The organism is Streptomyces morookaense, from assembly GCF_013030945.1.
GTDB classification, from domain to species: Bacteria; Actinomycetota; Actinomycetes; order Streptomycetales; family Streptomycetaceae; genus Streptomyces; species Streptomyces morookaensis.
The window spans coordinates 109,233-126,258 of the sequence record NZ_JABBXF010000018.1 but is presented as its reverse complement, the minus strand read 5'-3'; the positions used below and the strand labels follow the sequence as shown (position 1 = coordinate 126,258).

General features: G+C 72.9%; 18 protein-coding genes. 2 read left to right on the top strand and 16 right to left on the bottom strand.

Features of this window, described 5'->3' with window-relative positions:
- Positions 1-124 precede the first annotated feature (124 nt).
- The 3 genes from HG542_RS10495 to HG542_RS10485 all read right to left on the bottom strand — a co-directional run bounded on the left by HG542_RS10495 (position 125) and on the right by HG542_RS10485 (position 3,690).
- Positions 125-841: an aggregation-promoting factor C-terminal-like domain-containing protein gene (locus HG542_RS10495; protein ID WP_227727275.1), complete on the bottom strand. Its 717-nt coding sequence runs from the start codon at positions 839-841 to the stop codon at positions 125-127.
- Between the two features lie 421 nt (positions 842-1,262).
- Positions 1,263-2,585: an RNA 5'-3' helicase PhoH2 gene (gene phoH2 / locus HG542_RS10490; protein ID WP_171079922.1), complete on the bottom strand. Its 1,323-nt coding sequence runs from the start codon at positions 2,583-2,585 to the stop codon at positions 1,263-1,265.
- 343 nt (positions 2,586-2,928) lie between these two features.
- Entirely contained in the window at positions 2,929-3,690 is a 762-nt protein-coding gene (locus HG542_RS10485; protein ID WP_227727273.1) for an isoprenyl transferase, read from the bottom strand.
- Between the two features lie 111 nt (positions 3,691-3,801).
- Between HG542_RS10485 and mgrA the strand changes: the two genes are divergently transcribed.
- Complete coding sequence (mgrA, locus tag HG542_RS10480; RefSeq protein WP_227727271.1) at positions 3,802-4,839, top strand: L-glyceraldehyde 3-phosphate reductase; 1,038 nt, start codon at positions 3,802-3,804, stop codon at positions 4,837-4,839.
- Positions 4,840-5,346: 507 nt separating this feature from the next.
- Here mgrA and HG542_RS10475 read toward each other — a convergent pair.
- Complete coding sequence (locus tag HG542_RS10475) at positions 5,347-6,072, bottom strand: prepilin peptidase (RefSeq protein ID WP_171079920.1); 726 nt, start codon at positions 6,070-6,072, stop codon at positions 5,347-5,349.
- Positions 6,073-6,130: 58 nt separating this feature from the next.
- Between HG542_RS10475 and HG542_RS10470 the strand changes: the two genes are divergently transcribed.
- A complete protein-coding gene (locus HG542_RS10470) occupies positions 6,131-6,475 on the top strand; it encodes a DUF192 domain-containing protein (protein WP_171079918.1) in 345 nt (114 codons plus the stop codon).
- 12 nt (positions 6,476-6,487) lie between these two features.
- Here the strand turns inward: HG542_RS10470 and HG542_RS10465 are convergent, their stop codons facing one another.
- From HG542_RS10465 to HG542_RS10415, 12 genes are all read right to left on the bottom strand, one after another.
- Positions 6,488-7,639, bottom strand: coding sequence for a hypothetical protein (locus HG542_RS10465; protein ID WP_171079916.1), 1,152 nt, complete (start codon positions 7,637-7,639; stop codon positions 6,488-6,490).
- Positions 7,636-8,250 carry an OmpA family protein gene (locus tag HG542_RS10460; RefSeq protein WP_171079914.1) on the bottom strand — a complete coding sequence of 205 codons (615 nt, stop codon included), beginning with the start codon at positions 8,248-8,250 and terminating at the stop codon, positions 7,636-7,638. The genes HG542_RS10465 and HG542_RS10460 overlap by 4 nt, the downstream gene beginning before the upstream one ends.
- Positions 8,251-8,257: 7 nt before the next feature.
- Positions 8,258-8,839 carry a hypothetical protein gene (locus HG542_RS10455; RefSeq protein WP_227727263.1) on the bottom strand — a complete coding sequence of 194 codons (582 nt, stop codon included), beginning with the start codon at positions 8,837-8,839 and terminating at the stop codon, positions 8,258-8,260.
- 20 nt (positions 8,840-8,859) lie between these two features.
- Positions 8,860-9,387, bottom strand: a complete 528-nt coding sequence (locus HG542_RS34920; RefSeq protein ID WP_229922530.1) for a pilus assembly protein TadG-related protein — start codon at positions 9,385-9,387, stop codon at positions 8,860-8,862.
- 41 nt (positions 9,388-9,428) lie between these two features.
- Positions 9,429-9,608 (bottom strand): Flp family type IVb pilin, encoded by a 180-nt coding sequence (locus tag HG542_RS34915; RefSeq protein WP_227727313.1) that lies wholly within the window; start codon positions 9,606-9,608, stop codon positions 9,429-9,431.
- A gap of 413 nt (positions 9,609-10,021) precedes the next feature.
- On the bottom strand, positions 10,022-10,912 hold the full coding sequence (locus HG542_RS10445; RefSeq protein ID WP_171079911.1) for a DUF5936 domain-containing protein: 891 nt from the start codon (positions 10,910-10,912) through the stop codon (positions 10,022-10,024).
- A 30-nt stretch (positions 10,913-10,942) separates the two neighbouring features.
- The gene (locus HG542_RS10440; RefSeq protein WP_171079909.1) at positions 10,943-11,887 is read right to left on the bottom strand and encodes a type II secretion system F family protein; all 945 of its coding nucleotides are present in this window, start codon (positions 11,885-11,887) and stop codon (positions 10,943-10,945) included.
- Positions 11,888-11,893: 6 nt separating this feature from the next.
- The gene (locus tag HG542_RS10435; protein ID WP_171079908.1) at positions 11,894-13,240 is read right to left on the bottom strand and encodes a TadA family conjugal transfer-associated ATPase; all 1,347 of its coding nucleotides are present in this window, start codon (positions 13,238-13,240) and stop codon (positions 11,894-11,896) included.
- Entirely contained in the window at positions 13,237-13,683 is a 447-nt protein-coding gene (locus HG542_RS10430; RefSeq protein WP_171079971.1) for a TadE/TadG family type IV pilus assembly protein, read from the bottom strand. The genes HG542_RS10435 and HG542_RS10430 overlap by 4 nt, the downstream gene beginning before the upstream one ends.
- A 4-nt stretch (positions 13,684-13,687) precedes the next feature.
- Positions 13,688-15,322 carry a CpaE/TadZ family protein gene (locus HG542_RS10425; RefSeq protein WP_171079906.1) on the bottom strand — a complete coding sequence of 545 codons (1,635 nt, stop codon included), beginning with the start codon at positions 15,320-15,322 and terminating at the stop codon, positions 13,688-13,690.
- Between the two features lie 13 nt (positions 15,323-15,335).
- A complete protein-coding gene (gene cpaB, locus HG542_RS10420; protein ID WP_171079904.1) occupies positions 15,336-16,061 on the bottom strand; it encodes a Flp pilus assembly protein CpaB in 726 nt (241 codons plus the stop codon).
- Between the two features lie 18 nt (positions 16,062-16,079).
- Positions 16,080-17,015, bottom strand: a complete 936-nt coding sequence (locus tag HG542_RS10415) for a hypothetical protein (RefSeq protein ID WP_227727255.1) — start codon at positions 17,013-17,015, stop codon at positions 16,080-16,082.
- Between the last annotated feature and the right edge of the window lie 11 nt (positions 17,016-17,026).

The following is a 17,026-nucleotide window of genomic DNA, read 5'->3' as shown; positions in this document are numbered from 1 at the left end:
GTGGCCATCCGACCCGACGTTACCCGGGCGACCGCTCCGCGGCCGAAACGATCCGTCGGTGAAGACACCACAGGCCCCCGACCTGGTTGAGGTCGGGGGCCCGGAAAGTGGGTGGGACCGAGGTCTAGTACCAGCCGTTGGCCTGGTGGAACGACCACGCGGAGCACGGGCTGCCGTAGCGCTCGTTCATGTAGCTGAGGCCCCACTTGATCTGGGTGGCCGGGTTGGTGCGCCAGTCGTCGCCGGCGGACGACATCTTGGAGCCGGGGAGGGCCTGGACGAGACCGTAGGCGCCGGACGAGGAGTTGACGGCCGTGTAGTTCCAGGTGCTCTCTTCGTTCACGATGTTGCTGAAGCACTGGAACTGGTCGCCGGGGACCATCTGCCGGGCGATCGCCTGGACGTCGGAGACGGAGTACGAGCTCTTGACCGCGAAGTCCGAGGCGTCGCGCGACGCGGAGCGGCTCGCGATCTGGTCCTGCTCGCGCTCCTTGGCGGCCTTCTCCTCGGCCTCCTTCTTCGCCGCGTCGTCGGCCGCCTGCTTCTTCGCGGTGGCGTCCTCGGCGGCCTGCTTGCGCGCGGCCTCCTCGACGTCCTTCTTCGCGGCGGTGTCGGCGGCGTCGGCCTGGGTGTCGGCCTGCTGCGTCAGGGAAGCGGTCTGCGCCTGGACGTTCTGTCCGACGGGGATTTCCGCGAGGAGCGTCGTGTCGGCTGCGGTGGCTTCGACCCGGTCGGTCGTCGCGCCCTGATCGTTGCCCGCTGCGACGCCCACGACGGCGCCAACGGTGGTGACCGCGGTGGCGGATGCCACGGCGAATCCCCGGACCGAAATCCGGCTCACACGGTTTCCTTCCAGCAACACCCGCATCGGTGACCTCGCGGGCGCAATCGTGCCCCTGGCGCTGGCCTCCGTCAGGCGCGGCCCCCAAAAAGCAGGAGCCGGCTGGTCACTGGAGGCACGGACCCGGTGGGCCCTCCCGCGAGGGAGGTCCGCATGATGCTCGGGCGGCATACGGCGACGCTGTTCAGTTTGTGTGACGCACCGCCCCCTGGGGGGCTGAAGTGCCGTATGCGGGGCCTGACAGGACTGAGACTCTGCCCGAACGACACGCCCGTAGGCAATTCATGGGTACGTGGGAAAGCTCACACCCCGTTTACTCCTGGGGTTTCACGGAAAGTTCGGCACCCGGCGACGGCGCGCGGCTAAGCTCTTCGGCTTTGCCGCGCACCGCGCACTGCAAGCCCCTCCTGAACGAACTGGCCTAGATGCGGCCGTCCTCCAGCATTTCGGTCACCAGCGCCGCAATCGGCGAGCGCTCCGAACGCGTCAGCGTCACATGGGAGAAGAGGGGGTGGCCCTTCAGCCGCTCCACGACGGCGACCACGCCGTCGTAGCGCCCGACGCGGAGGTTGTCGCGCTGCGCCACGTCATGGGTCAGCACCACACGGGAGTTGGCCCCGATCCTCGACAAAACGGTCAGAAGCACGTTTCGTTCGAGCGACTGGGCCTCGTCCACGATGACGAACGCATCGTGCAGCGAGCGTCCGCGGATATGGGTGAGCGGCAGCACCTCCAGCATGCCGCGCCCGACGACCTCCTCGATCACCTCGGCGGTGGTCACCGCGGACAGGGTGTCGAAGACCGCCTGGGCCCACGGGCTCATCTTCTCCGCCTCGCTGCCCGGCAGATAGCCCAGCTCCTGGCCGCCCACCGCGTACAGCGGCCGGAAGACCATCACCTTGCGGTGCTGCCGCCGCTCCAGGACGGCCTCCAGCCCGGCGCACAGCGCCAGCGCCGACTTGCCCGTACCGGCCCGGCCGCCCATCGAGACGATGCCGATCTCCTGGTCCAGCAGCAGGTCCAGCGCGATGCGCTGTTCGGCGCTGCGGCCGTGGATCCCGAAGGCTTCCCGGTCGCCGCGCACCAGCCGCACCGAACCGTCCGCCGCGACCCGGCCCAGCGCCTTGCCGCGCTCGGACTGCAGCACCAGACCGGTGTGCACGGGCAGTTCGGCGGCCTCCGGAACGTACACCCGCTCCTCGGCGAAGAGTTCGTCGATCTGCCCGCCCGTGACGGCCAGCTCCGCCATGCCCGTCCAGCCCGAGTCCGTGACGGCCCACTCCGCCCGGTACTCCTCGGCCAGCAGTCCCACCGCGGACGCCTTGATGCGCAGCGGGAGGTCCTTCGAGACGACGGTGACGTCGTAGCCCTCGGCCTGGAGGTTGCGGGCGACCGCGAGGATGCGCGAGTCGTTGTCGCCGAGGCGGAATCCGGCCGGCAGTATGCCCGTGTCCGAGTGGTTGAGCTCGACCCGCAGTGTCCCGCCCAGCTCGCCGATCGTGATCGGCGCGTCGAGCCGGCCGAACTGCACGCGGTACTCGTCGAGCAGGCGCAGAGCCTTGCGGGCGAAGTACCCGAGCTCGGGGTGATGCCTCTTGGCCTCCAACTCCGTGACCACCACGACGGGAAGCACGACCTCGTGCTCCTCGAAGCGGCACATGGCTCCTGGATCGGCCAGCAGGACGCTGGTGTCGAGGACATAGGTGCGCCGGTCGTTCTCACGGCGCTTCTTGCTGGTCACCACGGGTGGACGAACCCCCTCGGAAGAGGTCGGGGCGCGACGGAGTCGCGGGGAACGGTCCGGGAGCCGTGCAGTGGCCCCAAGGGCCCGCGGGAACACTCGGCCTTGCCGGTCCCGCTTCCTGCTGCGCACGGTCGACGTACTGGTGCAAAAAGGCCTCCCGGGCGGGCGGCCCCATGCCGCCCGCTGGCAGAGCGACGGCCCTATGACCGGCCGTCGGCCTGGAGGGGATATTCCCGCTGGGCCGGGAGACCATGCAACGGCATATGCGGTCCCGCACTTGAGCGGTGTGGTGGAAGTGCGGGCTGTGTGTGGTTACTCGCGCCCGTTACGGGGCGCGGCGCGGTCAGAACCCGTAACGGCGGTGCCGCGCCGCATAGTCGCGCAGTGCGCGCAGGAAGTCGACCTTTCGGAACGCCGGCCAGAAGACTTCGCAGAAGTAGTACTCGGAGTGCGCGCTCTGCCAGAGCATGAAACCGGACAGACGCTGTTCGCCGCTGGTGCGGATGATGAGGTCCGGGTCGGGCTGGCCGCGGGTGTAGAGGTGCTTGGTGATGTGGTCGACGTCGACCTTCTCGGCCAGTTCCTCGAAAGAGGCGCCGTTCTCCGCGGCCTCCAGGATCAGCGAGCGCACCGCGTCGGCGATCTCCTGCCGGCCGCCGTAGCCGACGGCCACGTTGACCAGTATTCCGTCGATGCCGATCGTGTCCTGCTCGGCCTCTTTCAGGACGGACTGGGTCCGGGCCGGCAGCAGGTCGAGGGTGCCCACGTGGTGCACGCGCCAGCGGCCGTCGGCCGCCAGGCCGCGCACCGTGTTCTCGATGATCGAGAGCAGCGGGTTCAGTTCCTCGGCGGGCCGGTCCAGGTTGTCCGTGGACAGCATCCAGAGGGTGACGACCTCGACGTCCGTCTCGGCGCACCAGCCGAGCAGTTCGGAGATCTTGGCGGCGCCGGCCTGGTGGCCCTGCTCCGTCGTGCGGCCGTCGGCGCGCGCCCAGCGGCGGTTGCCGTCGAGGATGACGCCGATGTGCTTGGGCACCTGGGCGTGGTCGAGGCGGCCCTCCACCCGGCGTGCGTAAAGCCTGTACACCAGGTCGCGCAACTTCACGTCTTCCTGCCCCTCCATGCTCGGCGGTCGCCCCGAAGGCGCCAACCCTACTGCCAGCGTGTCGCGTGCACCCAACTCGGCCCGTCACAGGAAGGTGATAGGCAGAGGGCCATGACCGATCCCTTGCTGTACCGAGCCGCCGAGACGCGCTACGACGCCATGGAGTACCGGCGTACGGGCCGCAGCGGCCTCAAACTGCCGGCCGTCTCCCTGGGACTGTGGCACAACTTCGGCGACGACCGCACCCTCGACTCGCAGCGGGCCATTCTCCGCCGGGCCTTCGACCTCGGGGTCACCCATTTCGATCTGGCCAACAACTACGGGCCGCCGCCCGGTTCCGCCGAACTGAACTTCGGCAAGCTGTTCGCGCAGGACTTCCGGCCCTACCGCGACGAGCTGGTCCTCTCCACCAAGGCCGGATACCTGATGCACCCGGGCCCGTACGGCGAGTGGGGCTCGCGGAAGTACCTGCTGTCGTCTCTGGACGCATCGCTGCGCCGGATGGGTGTCGACTACGTCGACATCTTCTATTCGCACCGTTTCGACCCGCAGACGCCGCTGGAGGAGACGATGGGCGCACTGGCGTCCGCCGTACACCAGGGCAAGGCGCTGTACGCGGGTGTCTCGTCCTACACCGCGGAGCAGACCCGCGAAGCGGCCCGGTTGCTGCGCGAGATGGGCGTACCGGCTCTCATCCACCAGCCCTCCTACTCCATGATCAACCGCTGGACGGAGGAGGACGCCCTGCTGGACGCCCTGGAGGAGGAGGGCATGGGCTGCATCGCCTTCGCCCCGCTCGCCCAGGGCCTGCTCACGGACAAGTACCTGCAGGGCGTCCCGGAGGGCTCGCGCGCCTCGCGGGGCACCTCGCTGGACCCGGGGCTGCTCACCGAGGACGTGGTGCGGCGCCTGCGCGGCCTGAACGGGATCGCGCAGCGGCGTGGCCAGTCCCTCGCCCAGCTCGCCCTCGCGTGGGTGCTGCGGGACGAGCGGATGACCTCGGCGCTGATGGGTGCGTCCAGCGTGGCCCAGCTGGAGGCGAATGTGGCGGCGGTCGGTGCGCCGGAGCTGACCAAGGAGGAGCTGGCGGAGATCGATGCGCTGGCCGTCAGCACGGAAGGCGTCAATATCTGGGCCCGCCGGGGGTGAATACGGATCATTTTCCGGATCCGTCGATTCCGGAAAGGGCTCCGTAACGGGCGATCGTCGCCCAAGGTCGCGCTCTTCCCTACAGAGAGTGACACGGGGGAAAGAAAACGGGCCGGTCCGTGGGGGGGATACGGACCGGCCCGAGGGGGGGTTTCCACCATAACCTTTCCGGAGCCCGTGTTTGTGCACCGAGGAGGGTGACGGCGTGTGGCGCGCTGACCCGGACACCCTTAGTTGATCTTGAACAGGCCTGTCGGCATAGCGGCTTCGGAACACATAAGGCCAGCCAGCACAGGGCATACACCGTATAACAGGTCAAGCGGTCGGATCCCGAGAACGGTCTCCGGGGCTTTCCGGAATGTCTCCGAAAGTTTTCGCCGGATTGACGCGCCGGAGCCATTCGTGGGACGCCGCGCAACACCTCGCCCCGGGACGAACACGCAGTGTGATCTCCTCTGGCCGATTTCCGATCGCCGGATGCCCGCGGCCTGATCGCCCCGCTCCGCCTCACACCGCTCCCCAGCCCCCGGCGATCACCCCCGCCCACGCCCCCGCGAGCAGGAACGGCCCGAACGGGATCGCCGCACCCCGGCCCGCCCGGCGCGTCACGAGCAGCGCCGAGCCGTAGAGGGACCCCGACAGCAGCCCCGCCAGCGCACCCAGCACCACGGCCGGCCAGCCGTACCAGCCCAGGGCGCAGCCGAGGGCCGCCGCCAGCTTCACGTCCCCGAGGCCCAGGCCCGCCGGGTGCAGCAGGAAGAGCGCCCCGTAGCCGCCGCCCAGCACCGCCGCGCCGAGCAGGGCACCGCGCCACGACCCGGCCGCCCCGGGTATCAGCGCGGCGAGGCCCAGCCCGGCGGCCAGCCCCGCGGCCAGCGGCAGCGTCAGCACGTCGGGCAGCCGGTGCACCGACCGGTCGACCCCCGCCAGCAGCACCCCCGCCGGCGCCGCCGCCAGCCACACCGCCAGCTCCGGCCGCGCCCCCGTGCCCGCGGCCAGCCCCGCGCACACCAGCACCGCGACCACCAGCGGGACGAGCACCGGCACCCCGTACCCCTCGCCGCACACCCCGCACCGCGCCCGCCCGGCCCACCCGCCGACCGGATGCCCGCACGGCCCCCACGACCGCCACTCCGCACCCGGCTCCACACACAGCCGGTACCGCGCGCGGGGCAGCAGCGCACCGGCCACGGCCCCGTACAGCGCCGCCAGAACGATCAACACCACGTCCATGCAAAGAGGTTACGGCGCGTGAGCAATCTCCGCCCGGGCCTGTGGATAACCTGGATCCATGGCTGCTGATCCCCAACTCGACGTGACAGGAGGGGCGTCCGGGATTCCGCTGGAAATCGCGGCGTCCTGGCGGGCACGGACGCGCGGGCTGCTCGGCCGCACCGGCGTCGACGGAGCACTGCTGCTCACCCCGGCCGGGAGCGTCCACACCTTCGGCATGCGCTTCGCCCTCGATGTGGCCTACCTGGACCGGGAGTTCACCGTCCTCGACGTGAGCCGGATGCCCCCGGGGCGGCTCGGTGCGCCGCGCTTCCGGGCCCGCCATGTCCTGGAGGCCGAGGCGGGCGCGATGGCCCGCTGGGGGGTACGGCCCGGGGCACGGCTCCTGATCCGCGCCCCGTAAGGGGGGCTCCCCCTACGGGGCGCTACGGGCCCGGCGCCGGGCCAGCAGGGCCCAAACCCCCAGCCCCAGGATCAGGACCGCCCCGGTCCCGACCCCCGCATAACCCACCACCCGCAGCGCCTCGTTGTGCGGCCGGCCCGGGGCCGCCACCGCCACGCCGCCGACCCCGCCGTGGCCCTGGCCGGACGAGCCCGGCGGTCTGGCCGCGCCGGCCACGTCCACCCGGAGCGTCACCGGGACCGCCTCCTCCCCGCGACCCGCCCTCGGGTTGACGCTGACCTGGAGGAACTGCCAGCCGGGCAGGGTGGTCGGGGCCGCCGCCAGGGAGAGCGCCGTCGGCGTGCCCTTGTAGCCGCCGGTTCTGTTCAGCACGTAGCCCCGGGCACCGTTGTTCAGCCCGAGGCGCACCCCGCTGACCGTGTAGGACGTCCGGCCGCCCAGGCCCCCGAACTCCGCATCCGCGAAGAGCTGTTCGCCCTCGTCGACCGACACCCGGTAGAAGCGGGTCTCACCGGGGCGCAGGGTGTCCGCCCACACGCCGTCGCCCACCTCGGCGGCATCGTTGAACCCCGTCCCGCCCGTCACCTTCCGCGGCACGCCCTGCGGCATCGGGTGACCCGCACCGGACGGCCAACCGCCTTGCGCCGTGGGTCCGTCCACCGGTTCCGCGGTCATATAGGCGAGCTCGACCGGCACCGGCGCCGGATCGCCGCCCGCGGCGTCCCCGCGCTCCAGCACGAACCGGTACGTGCCCGCCGCGCGGCACGGGCCGCCCGCCTTCACCACGCGCTCGGCCGTGTCGGCGAGCGGATAGGGCCCGCCCTCCGACAGGAACGTGTGGTGCCGGGGGGTTCCGCACGGGGTGCCGTCCGGGGTCTGGAGGGAGACCGCGATGCCGTCGCGGAGGCCGAGGGCGGTGCCGGGGTGCGGCGCGGCCACGGCGGAGACGTAGGCGCTGGACTCGTCGTCCAGCGTCACCGCGTAGTACTTCTTCTCGCCGGGGGCGAGGGTGTCCGCGTAGGTGGCGGGGCCCGGCTTCAGTTGCGGGGCCTCGGGCGCGGTGGTCGTGCCGTGGACGGGCTGGACGTTCGGGGCCATGGTGTACGCGGGTGGCGGTGCCGCCAGGGCTCCCAGTGCGGCCAGAACGGTGGCCCCGTACCTCATTTCCCGCCACCCCGCGGGAAGCTGATCTCCACCCTCCGGTTCTTTCTCCGGCCCTCCTCCGTGGAGTTGTCCGCTATGGGGTAGTCCTCGCCGTAGCCGCGGATCTGGTAGTTCACCGCCGACGAGCCCAGCTCGTCGGCGAGTTGGCGCTGGACCGACAACGCCCGCTCCTTGGAGAGGGCCACCCCGTGCTCGGGTGAGCCGAGGTTGTCCGTGAAGCCGAAGATGCGGATGGTGGTGGCGTGCTGGCGGCGTGCCTCGTCGGCGATCTCCTTGATGCGGGTGTCCGCCGCGCCGCCCAGGCCCGAGCTGTCCTTGTCGAAGAGGACCTCGGCCTGGACGGCGAAGGTCACGTCCGCGTTGGTGTCCTCGCGGCGCTGGGTGCCGCCGTCCGTCTCCACCACGGACTTGATGTCCAGGACGCGCCCCGGCGCCAGCTTCGCCCCCGGGCGGAGCCTGAGGCCGCGTGCGCCGGGATCGAGCTTCACGGGCGGGGTGGTGTCGGCGGGGCCGCCGGGGCCGGTGTCGGCGTGGGCGGAGGTGACGGCCGCCGTGCCGATCAGGAGTGCGGCCAGGACGGTGGCGCAGCGGACCCGCAGTGGTGTCGGCACGGTGCGCTCACCCCGAGAGCTTGATACGGACGGACGGCATGGCCGGCAGCTGGAAGCCGACCTCCGTGACGGAGTCGGGCGGCGCGGGGAACTGGGCGAAGATCGGGCGGCTCTCGCCGGGGCGGATGGTGACCAGGCCCGTGGTGCACAGGCATTCGCCGTCCGTGTCCCGCAGCACGAGGTAGCGCTTGCGGCCCGCCTCGTCGATGAGCGAGGCGCCCGAGACCGACGACTGGGACTTCATCGCCGTCTCCTTGGACCGCCAGGTCAGCGGCGTGAAGGGCTTCGAACCCCGGTTGGTCACCGCCCCGTTGACCGTGACGAAGCCGCCCTTGTCCCGGGTCGCCGAGGTGAGGGTGACCACGACCCCGTCGGGGCCCTTGAGCTCCCCGATGGACGCCGCCGTCGCATCCGGGGCGGCGGGCCCGTTCGCACCGGAAGGCCCCGACACCGGCCGGGCTGAGGTCGCCGCGGCCGGGGACGCGTCCCCCTTTCCGCCGTCGCTCCCGCAACCGGTCAGCGCCGCCAGGGATATCAGCAGGGCCGCCGGCAGCATCGCCCGCGCCCTGTATCTGCGGAACCTGGTCATGGATACGTTCCTCACTTCCCTCACTTCGCGAGGTGGACGGTGAAGAGGTCCGCGGCCTTCACGGCGGTGCCGGGGCGCTGCTGCCGGGGGTCGACGTCGAGGGCCCTTCCGTCGCAGGTCAGTTGCCCGGCCGCGGGGCCCGCCGCGCAGCGCGGTACCACGACGGCCGTCGCCGTGGCCTTCGCGTGGAAGTGCTCGGTGCCCGGCACCACCGACCGGCCCACGGACGCCGCCGACTCGACGGCGACCGTGAACGAGCCCGGCCGGTCGCCCTCGTCACACGTGATGGCCCGGCGGGCGCCGTTCGCGGCGGCGTACGAGGCTGCCGCCGCGCAGGCACGGGCGCCGTCGGCGCCGCGCCCGGCCAGCCAGTCCTGCCCGTCCGCACCCGCGGCGAGCGCCGTCAGCAGGCCCGTGCGCAGCTGGTCGCGGTAGTCCTGCGCGGCCGCCAGGGCCGCCGCGTCGGCCGCCGTGCGGGCGCCGTTCTTTGCGGCTCCGGCCTGCCCCACGGCGAAGAAGGCCAGGGCCAGGAAGAGCAGGGCGGCCACGGCCGTGATGTAGAGGGGGAAGGCCTGCCCCGCGTCGCCGCCTAACCGGTGATCTTGGAGATCTGGTTGGTGATGGCGGTGGCGATCATGGTGCCGAAGTCGGTGGTCGTCAGCACCAGGATGATCGCGACGACCACGGCGATGATGCCCAGGTACTCGACCGAGGTCTGCCCCCGGTCGTCCCGTCCCACACGTCCCACGCGCCCTGAGCGCTTGCGCATCGTGCTCCCCTTCATCGGCGGTGCCGTTCACGGCACGAGAAACGTACGCCTGAACGCCCGTCCCGGAACAGAGCACGCACCACCGTTCCCCCGTAAGAAGCCATGCGGGCAGCGGGAGTTGGCGACCGCCGTGCCGCATCCGCCTCACCCCGCTTCCGCCGGCGGGGTGCCCTCGCCGCGGCTCCCCCGCGCCGACTGTCCCACATCCGGTTGCAGGAGCGAAGGGTCTTCGCCCAACTCCGGCGGTGTCGTGCGGGCGCGTTCGGAGCACGGGGCGGTGTGATGGGGCGAGGTGTGCTGCGAGGCGTGCGCGGATGCGCTGTCCCGCGGAGGCGGCTGCATGACGGGGGTCTCCCTTCTCGTCGTCCGCTCTCACCATCGGCGGGCCATCGGGGGCCATCGGCGGGCCGGGCTCATCTGCCTCCCGTGACCGCGCCGAAATCCATGCCCGAGCCCAGGAAGAACCCCGCGATCAGCAGGATCATCGTGCCCGGGACCATGAACGTCGTGATGACCATGGTGGCCTTCGGCACCGCCCGCGCCGCCCGCCGCCGGGCCTGCTGGGCGTCGGTGCGGCGCATGTCCGTCGCGATGCCGATCAGCGTGTCGACGATGGGGGTGCCCAGCTCCTCGCCCTGCTGCAACGCCGTGACGAAGCGCGCCACCTGCTCGGAGTCGTTGCGCTTGCGCAGATCGTCGAAGGCCTGCCGGCGGCTGACGCCCATGTCCATCTGCCGCAGGGTGATGCGCAGTTCGTCGGACCACGGCCCCTCGTAGCGCTCCGCCACCCGGTCGAGCGCCTGCCGGAAGCCCAGGCCCGCGCTGACGACCACGGCGAGGACGTCCAGGAAGTCCGGCAGGGTGCGCTCGATCGCGTCCCGGCGCTCGCGGACGGCCGCCCAGATGCCGACCTCGATCCAGAACAGCCCGAACACCACCAGCAGCACCGCCAGCACCAGTTGCCCCTTGAGCAGCATCACCAGTGCGCCGCCGAAACCCAGCGCCCCGTACACCGCCCGCCGGGCCGCGTACCGGTCCACGGTCAGACCGCCCGGGTTGCCCGCGCGGTCGATGCGCGTACGGACCCGCGCCACCCGCTTCTCGCCCATCATCCGCAGCACCAGCGGCGCGTACCGCATCCCGAGGCGGTCCACCGCGGAGCCCACGGCCGTGGTGCGCGTCGCACCGACCTCCAGGGCCAGCGCCAGGTCCGGCGGCAGCTTCGTCCCGCTGCGGCACAGCGCGATCCCGTAACAGACGCCCGCCACCCCGGCCGCGGCCGGCAGCGCCAGCAAAAGCCCCATGCCCGTTCCCATGCCCCTCCGCCCCCGCCCTCAGATGTCGATCTTCGACATGCGGCGGATGAGGAAGAAGCCGAGCCCGTACAGCCCGAACGCGGCGATCACGGCCGTCTGCCCGAGCCACGACCCCGTCATCCGGCCCAGCGAACCCGGCACGATGCGGTCCATCAGCAGCAGCGTGCCGATGCCCATCAGCGGGACGACATATGCCGTCACCGTCACCTGCGACAGCTGCGTACGCACCTCGCGCCGCGTCTCCTTGCGCTCCTCCAGCGTCACGGTGAGGTTGCGCAGCGAGCTGACGACCGTGCCGCCCGCGCGATTGGACAGCACCAACGTCGTGACGAGGACGATCAGTTCGCGGGACGGCAACCGCTCGGCCAGCTCCCCCAACGCCTCCTCCACGGAGTGCCCGACCGACAGCCGGTCGGCCACCTGGGCGAGTTCCTCGCCCGCCGGGGCCTCCATCTCCTCCGCCGCCATGCCCAGGGCCGTGCGCAGCGCCAGCCCGGCCTGCGTGGCGTTGGCCAGGATGCGGGCGAGTTCGGGCAACTGGCCGATGAACCTCTCCGTACGTTTGCGCCGCTGCCGGCCCAGGAACGAGAAGGCGGCCCAGACCCCGACCACGCCCGCCGGCGGGCCGAAGAACGGGGCGAGCGCCGCGGCCGCGACCAGCCACAGCCCCGCCGCTGCACCCGCCGCGTACAGGGTGAACTCCCCTGCCGTGACCCGCAGTCCCGTCGCCGCGATGCGCAGCTCCAGCCGCCTGCCGTAACGGGTGGTGCGCAAGTACCGGTCGAGACCGGCGAGCCGGCGGGCCCGCCCGCTGCCGGACGACGCGAGGGAGGGCGCGTCGGAGAGCCGGTCGACCAGCGAGCGGTGCTGCGCCCGCCCGGACGCGTACGCCCGGACCCCCGCGATGCCCAGGACACCGGCCACGAGGGCGGTGCCGACGGTCAGCAGTGCCAGATTGTCCATGTGCGGCTACCTCTGCCTGGCCTCTCGGATCGTGAGTCCGTCGGGGTACGCGGCGACGCCGAAGGCCGGCGGCACGGCCTCGTTCGCCAACCGGAGCCGCTGCGCGGCGCGTTCGGGGAGCGGGAGGTGGGTGAAGCGGCCGCGGACCACGCGGTCCGGGCCGAGGGGTTCGGCGTCGAAACGGCAGACGGTGACGAGGCGGTGGCCGTTGCCCTGGCCGGCTCCGTCCAGGAGGGCGACCTCCGTGATGCGGCGGGCGCCGTCCGCGGCGCGGGTCAGCTGGACGATGCAGTCGACGGCGCTGTCGATCTGGTCGCGCAGCGCCTCGTACGGGATGCGCACCTCGGACATGGACGCGAGCGTGCGCAGCCGCAGCAGCGCGTCCTCCGCGCTGTTGGCGTGCACGGTGGCCAGCGAGCCGTCATGGCCGGTCGACATGGCCTGGAGCATGTCGAGCGTCTCCCCGCCGCGCACCTCGCCGACGATGATCCGGTCGGGGCGCATGCGCAGGGAGTTGCGGACGAGGTCGCGGATGGTGATGCGGCCCTTGCCCTCGACGTTCGACGGGCGCGACTCCAGGCGGATGACGTGCGTCTGCTGCAACTGCAGCTCGGCCGCGTCCTCGACGGTGATGATGCGCTCGCCCTCCGGGATCAGCCCCGAGAGCGCATTGAGCAGCGTCGTCTTGCCGGAGCCCGTCGGCCCCGAGACGACGAGGTTGAACTTGGCCCGGACGAGCGCCGAGAGCAGGAGCAGCGTCTGCTCGTCGAGCGTCCCCAGGGCCATCAGCTCGCGCAGGGTGTACGCGCGCGGGAAGCGGCGGATGGTGAGCGTGGGGCCGTTGAGGGCCAGTGGGGGAATGATGACGTTGACGCGCTCGCCGCTCGGCAGCCGGGCGTCGACCATCGGATGCGACTCGTCCACGCGGCGGTTGACGGTCGAGACGATGCGCTCGATGGTCTGCATCAGCTGCTCGGCGGAGGCGAAGCGGACGGGGACGGCCTCGACGCGGCCGGCCCGCTCGACGAAGACCTGGTCGGGCCCGTTGACCATGATCTCGGTGACGGTGGCATCTTCGAGCAGCGGCTCCAGGACACCCAGGCCGAGGGCCTCGTCGACGACGCGGCGGATGAGCCGGTCCCGCTCCGCGGTGGAGAGGACGGGGCCCTCGCGGCTGATGATGTGGCCGAGGACGCGTTCGAGGCGGGTACGGCGCTCGCCGGCGGCGAGCGAACTCATTTCGGCGAGGTCGATCTCCTCCAGGAGCCGGGCCCGGTAGACGGGCACCAGGTGGCCGGACTCGCGTCCGGCGTCCGGGACTTCGGGAGTGCCGATACGGGCCCTCAAGCTCATGGGCCCCCCTCCCCGGGGCCGGGGCCGGGGTCGGGGCAGGGCATGGTCGCGTGCCGGGTCACGTGGAAACCGGTGCCGGGGAGGAGCGCGGGGACGGTGACGGTGACCGTGGCGGTGACGTCCCGGGCCGGGCACCGTCCTGCGCCGACGTCCGCCCGTCCGGCGACCCACCCGGTCATCGCGCTGCGCGCGGCCGCTTCGGGGGTGGTGCGGGGTTCGTCGAGGGTGGCGGTACGGGCGGCGGCGCGGGCGGCGGTCGTCGCCTGCTGGGCGGCGAAGGCGGCCAGGCCCAGGGTGATGGCGCCGAGCGCCACGGCGAGCAACACGGGGAGAAACCCGAGGAATTCGACCGAGGCCGACCCTCGGTCCCCAACCCGCCCCTTCCCGTTTCTCGGGGGGCAAGCCCCCCGAACCCCCCTCCGGGGGCTCCACCCCCCGCCCACCACGTCAGTCCTCCCGTACCGCAGCGGCGGTACTCCGGACCACCCACGGCCAGTTGGCCACCCCCGGCACCAGCACCGGCACCTTCAGCGCGACGTCCGCGACCACTTCCCCGTCGGCCCCCGCACCGCACCGCGGGCTCGCCGTCCAGCCGCCCGGTACCGCCGCCCCCGCCTCCGCGGCGCAGTCGCGGCCCACCGCGCCCGCCCGCGCCCCCCGGTCCGCCGCATGCCCAGCAAGGGAATACGCGTAGCCGACCAGCACGCACTGCCACACCACCGCCAGCGCCACCAGGATCAGCGGCAGCAGACCCGCGAACTCCACCGCGAGCTGGCCCCGGTCGCCACCGCCCCCGCGCCGGCGGAAGCGGCCCGGCGGCGGGGTCGCCGGCACCGGCAGCAGCTGGTCCGGGCCCGTGCCGCCGCCGCGCGCGTGCCCCAGCGCGCGGTGCCGCCCCGGCGGGGCCGCCAGGCCCAGTTCACCGGCCAGCGCCCACAGCGCCTGCCGCACCCCGGACCGCGGGTCCAGGTCCTGCATCCGGCCGGAGTCAACGGCCCCCCGCAGCTCGCGGAAGGCGGCCGGCACGGTCGTCCGCGCCGTGGCCGTGCCCGTCGTGCGGGCCACCAGCGGCGGCTGGATCTCCGCGTGCCGCGCATAGCGGTTGACCACCGTCGTCGTCTCCTCCGCCTTCCGGATCTGCAGCCGCTCCCACAGCCGCACCATCCGCTTCGCGGCCCGCACGGACACCACGTCCGGCGTGGTGACCAGCAGCGCCACGTCCGCCGTCTCGATCACCGCGGCACCCGCCGCGGTGATCTGCGTGCCGCAGTCCACGACGACCACCTCGTACCGGCTGCGCAGCGCCGCCGCGATCTGCCGTGCCGCGTGGTCGCCGACCTCCTCGCCGCGCTCGCCCTCCGCGGGGGCGAGCAGCAGGCCCAGCCCGGTGGGGTGCGGGAAGACCGCGTCCTGCAGCACCTGCGGCGAGATGTCGGCGATGCCCGCCAAGTCGGCGACGGAGCGGCGGAATTGGACGTCCAGGTAGGAGGCGACGTCGCCGGACTGCAGGTCCAGGTCGGCCAGGGCCACGCTGCGCCCGGCGGCGCACGCGGCGAGGGCGAGCTGGACGGCGGTCACGGTCGTCCCGACGCCGCCCTTGGCCCCGACGACGGCGACGAGCCGCCCCGCGGCGAGCCCGCCGCCCGCGGGGTACGCGGGCGCACCGCCGCCCAGGTGCTGCCGCACCCCGGTCGCCCAGTGCGCGGCGGCCTGGACCCGCGCCCCCAGTTCGTCGTACGTCGGCGGCAGCGCGGCCAGCCCCCGCGCGCCGCAGTCCATGGCGGCCGCGTACAGCGCCGGTCCGGCGTCGGCGGCGGCCAGGACGACGCCGGTGACGGGGAAGCGGAGGGCGATCTCCCGGACGAGTTCGAGGGCGGGCACCGGCCCGATGCGCTCGTGGACGAGGACGACCTCGGGCAGCTCCCGCACCGAGGCCGCTGCCAGTGCGCCGAGCGTGTCCAGCAGCCGTGTCGAGTCGGTGGCGGTCTGCAGCAGTTCCACGCCGGGCAGCTGTCCGAGCAGCCCGCAGACGGACCGCGCGGTCTCCGGGTCGCCGATGGCGGGGAGGATTCGGATCGTCACCGTGGCCCTGCCTCTACTTGTCGCCGTCGAGGGTGTAGGTGCGGTCGCCGCTGCCGACGCCGTCGTCGCCACCGGGAGCGACGAGGGCGAGGCGGACGTGGGAGGCGAACGACTCGGCGTAGGCGACGCGTTGTGCGTCCTTGGTGTCGAGCGCGAAGGTGATCGGCACGGCGTCCCCGGCCCGGCGGACCGTCGCCCCGCCGCCGCCGTCGCGGTCCCGGTCGAAGGGGGTGAGCTTGCCGACATCCATGACCCGCGCCCCGGCGACGATGACCTTGGAGACGGGCTTGGCGCCCTGCCCCTGGTCCTTGCCGTCGAAGGTGGCGTAGATGTTGACCCGCGCCCCGGGGTTGATCTTCCCGGCGACGCCCGTCGCCGCGTCGATCATGATGGCGATCTCCTGCTGCCCCGGGCTCAGCGCCGGCCGCGCGACGATCATGTCGCTCTGCAGCAGCGAGCCGCGCCGCAGCGGGGTGACGGCGATCTTCCCGTGCACCTCGTCGAGATCGGTGACGGCCGTCACCGGCAGCCAGCGCCGCGGCATCGAGATCCGCTCGAACTCGCCGCCGTCGAGCGTCCGGTAGGCGGGGACGTCGGTCCGCAGCCGGTACGCGGTGACCTCCGGCCCCACCTCGGACTCGGCGTCGTGGACGACCGCGAACACCCCGGCGAAGGCACCCGCGGCACAGAGGGCCGACAGGAGCAGGAGGACGATCCCGCGGCGCTGGCGTGAATTCATGGGGACGGCGAACCTCGTTCAGCAGCTGTTCGGAGCGGCGGCGACGGCGGCGGAGAGGGCGGTACGGGCCCGGGCCGGCGGCCCGAGGGCGGGGGTGCCCCCGGCGCGCGCGAGGGGCGCGTTGCAGAACCCGCAGCGGTCGCCGATGAGTTCGCGCCCGCACCAGTGGCACTCCTCCCGCCGCACGGAGGAGACGAGCTGGTAGAGCACCGAGGGGTCGGGGATCGCGGCCGCGAACTCCACGGCCCGCTGCGTGCCCCACCAGCGCCGGGACTCCGCGGGCAGCGGCTGGACCTCCTGCACCCCGCGCACGCGCCAGGCGGGCGCGAGGGTGCCGGTCACCCAGTCCCCCTCCCGGCACGGCCTGCTGCGGGCCACGGTCAGCGAGGTCACGAAGCCCGGCCCCTCGGGCGCGGCCGCCGCCCGCCCGGCGGGACCGCCGGTGCGCAGCAGCGCCGGCACGGGGTGGACGAGCGCGCAGAACCGGGTGCCGGGGAGCAGGGCGGCGAGGTGGCTGCCGAGCCCGGCGTCCACCCGGTCGAGGCGGGCCATGCCGCCCGGGCCCGCGAGTTCGGCGCCCGCGTGGATGTAGTGGGCGAGCAGCCGGGCGGCGGAGGCGAGGACTCCGGGGCTCAGGTCGGAGGCCGACAACTGCCGTAACTGCCGGGCCAGTACGGCGACGGCGAGCGGTGGCAGCGCGACGGGCAGCAGGGCGACGCGGTCGCTCTCCAGCAGCGCACGCACGGCGTGCAGCCGCCGCACGTGGGCGCCGTCCAGGGAGTCCGGGTAGACCACGACGAGATGGCCGCACTGCTCCAGCAGCGCACCCGCTTCGGCGACGGCCTCCTCCAACTGCTGTTCCTGCGGCGCCCGGAGGACGGCAGCGGCGGGAGCAGGGCCGTCCGGCGCGGGCAGCACCAGGTCGGAACTGGTGACCGCTGTCGCAATCGGCACGTCTGCTTCCC

Excerpts from the sequence above, each read along its gene's own strand:
- mgrA (WP_227727271.1), top strand. The coding sequence starts at position 3,802 with ATGACCGATCCCTTGCTGTACCGAGCCGCCGAGACGCGCTACGACGCC.
- HG542_RS10475 (WP_171079920.1), bottom strand. The coding sequence starts at position 6,072 with ATGGACGTGGTGTTGATCGTTCTGGCGGCGCTGTACGGGGCCGTGGCC.
- HG542_RS10470 (WP_171079918.1), top strand. The coding sequence starts at position 6,131 with ATGGCTGCTGATCCCCAACTCGACGTGACAGGAGGGGCGTCCGGGATT.
- HG542_RS10465 (WP_171079916.1), bottom strand. The coding sequence starts at position 7,639 with ATGAGGTACGGGGCCACCGTTCTGGCCGCACTGGGAGCCCTGGCGGCA.
- HG542_RS10455 (WP_227727263.1), bottom strand. The coding sequence starts at position 8,839 with ATGACCAGGTTCCGCAGATACAGGGCGCGGGCGATGCTGCCGGCGGCC.
- HG542_RS34915 (WP_227727313.1), bottom strand. The coding sequence starts at position 9,608 with ATGCGCAAGCGCTCAGGGCGCGTGGGACGTGTGGGACGGGACGACCGG.
- HG542_RS10445 (WP_171079911.1), bottom strand. The coding sequence starts at position 10,912 with ATGGGGCTTTTGCTGGCGCTGCCGGCCGCGGCCGGGGTGGCGGGCGTC.
- HG542_RS10440 (WP_171079909.1), bottom strand. The coding sequence starts at position 11,887 with ATGGACAATCTGGCACTGCTGACCGTCGGCACCGCCCTCGTGGCCGGT.
- HG542_RS10435 (WP_171079908.1), bottom strand. The coding sequence starts at position 13,240 with ATGAGCTTGAGGGCCCGTATCGGCACTCCCGAAGTCCCGGACGCCGGA.
- cpaB (WP_171079904.1), bottom strand. The coding sequence starts at position 16,061 with ATGAATTCACGCCAGCGCCGCGGGATCGTCCTCCTGCTCCTGTCGGCC.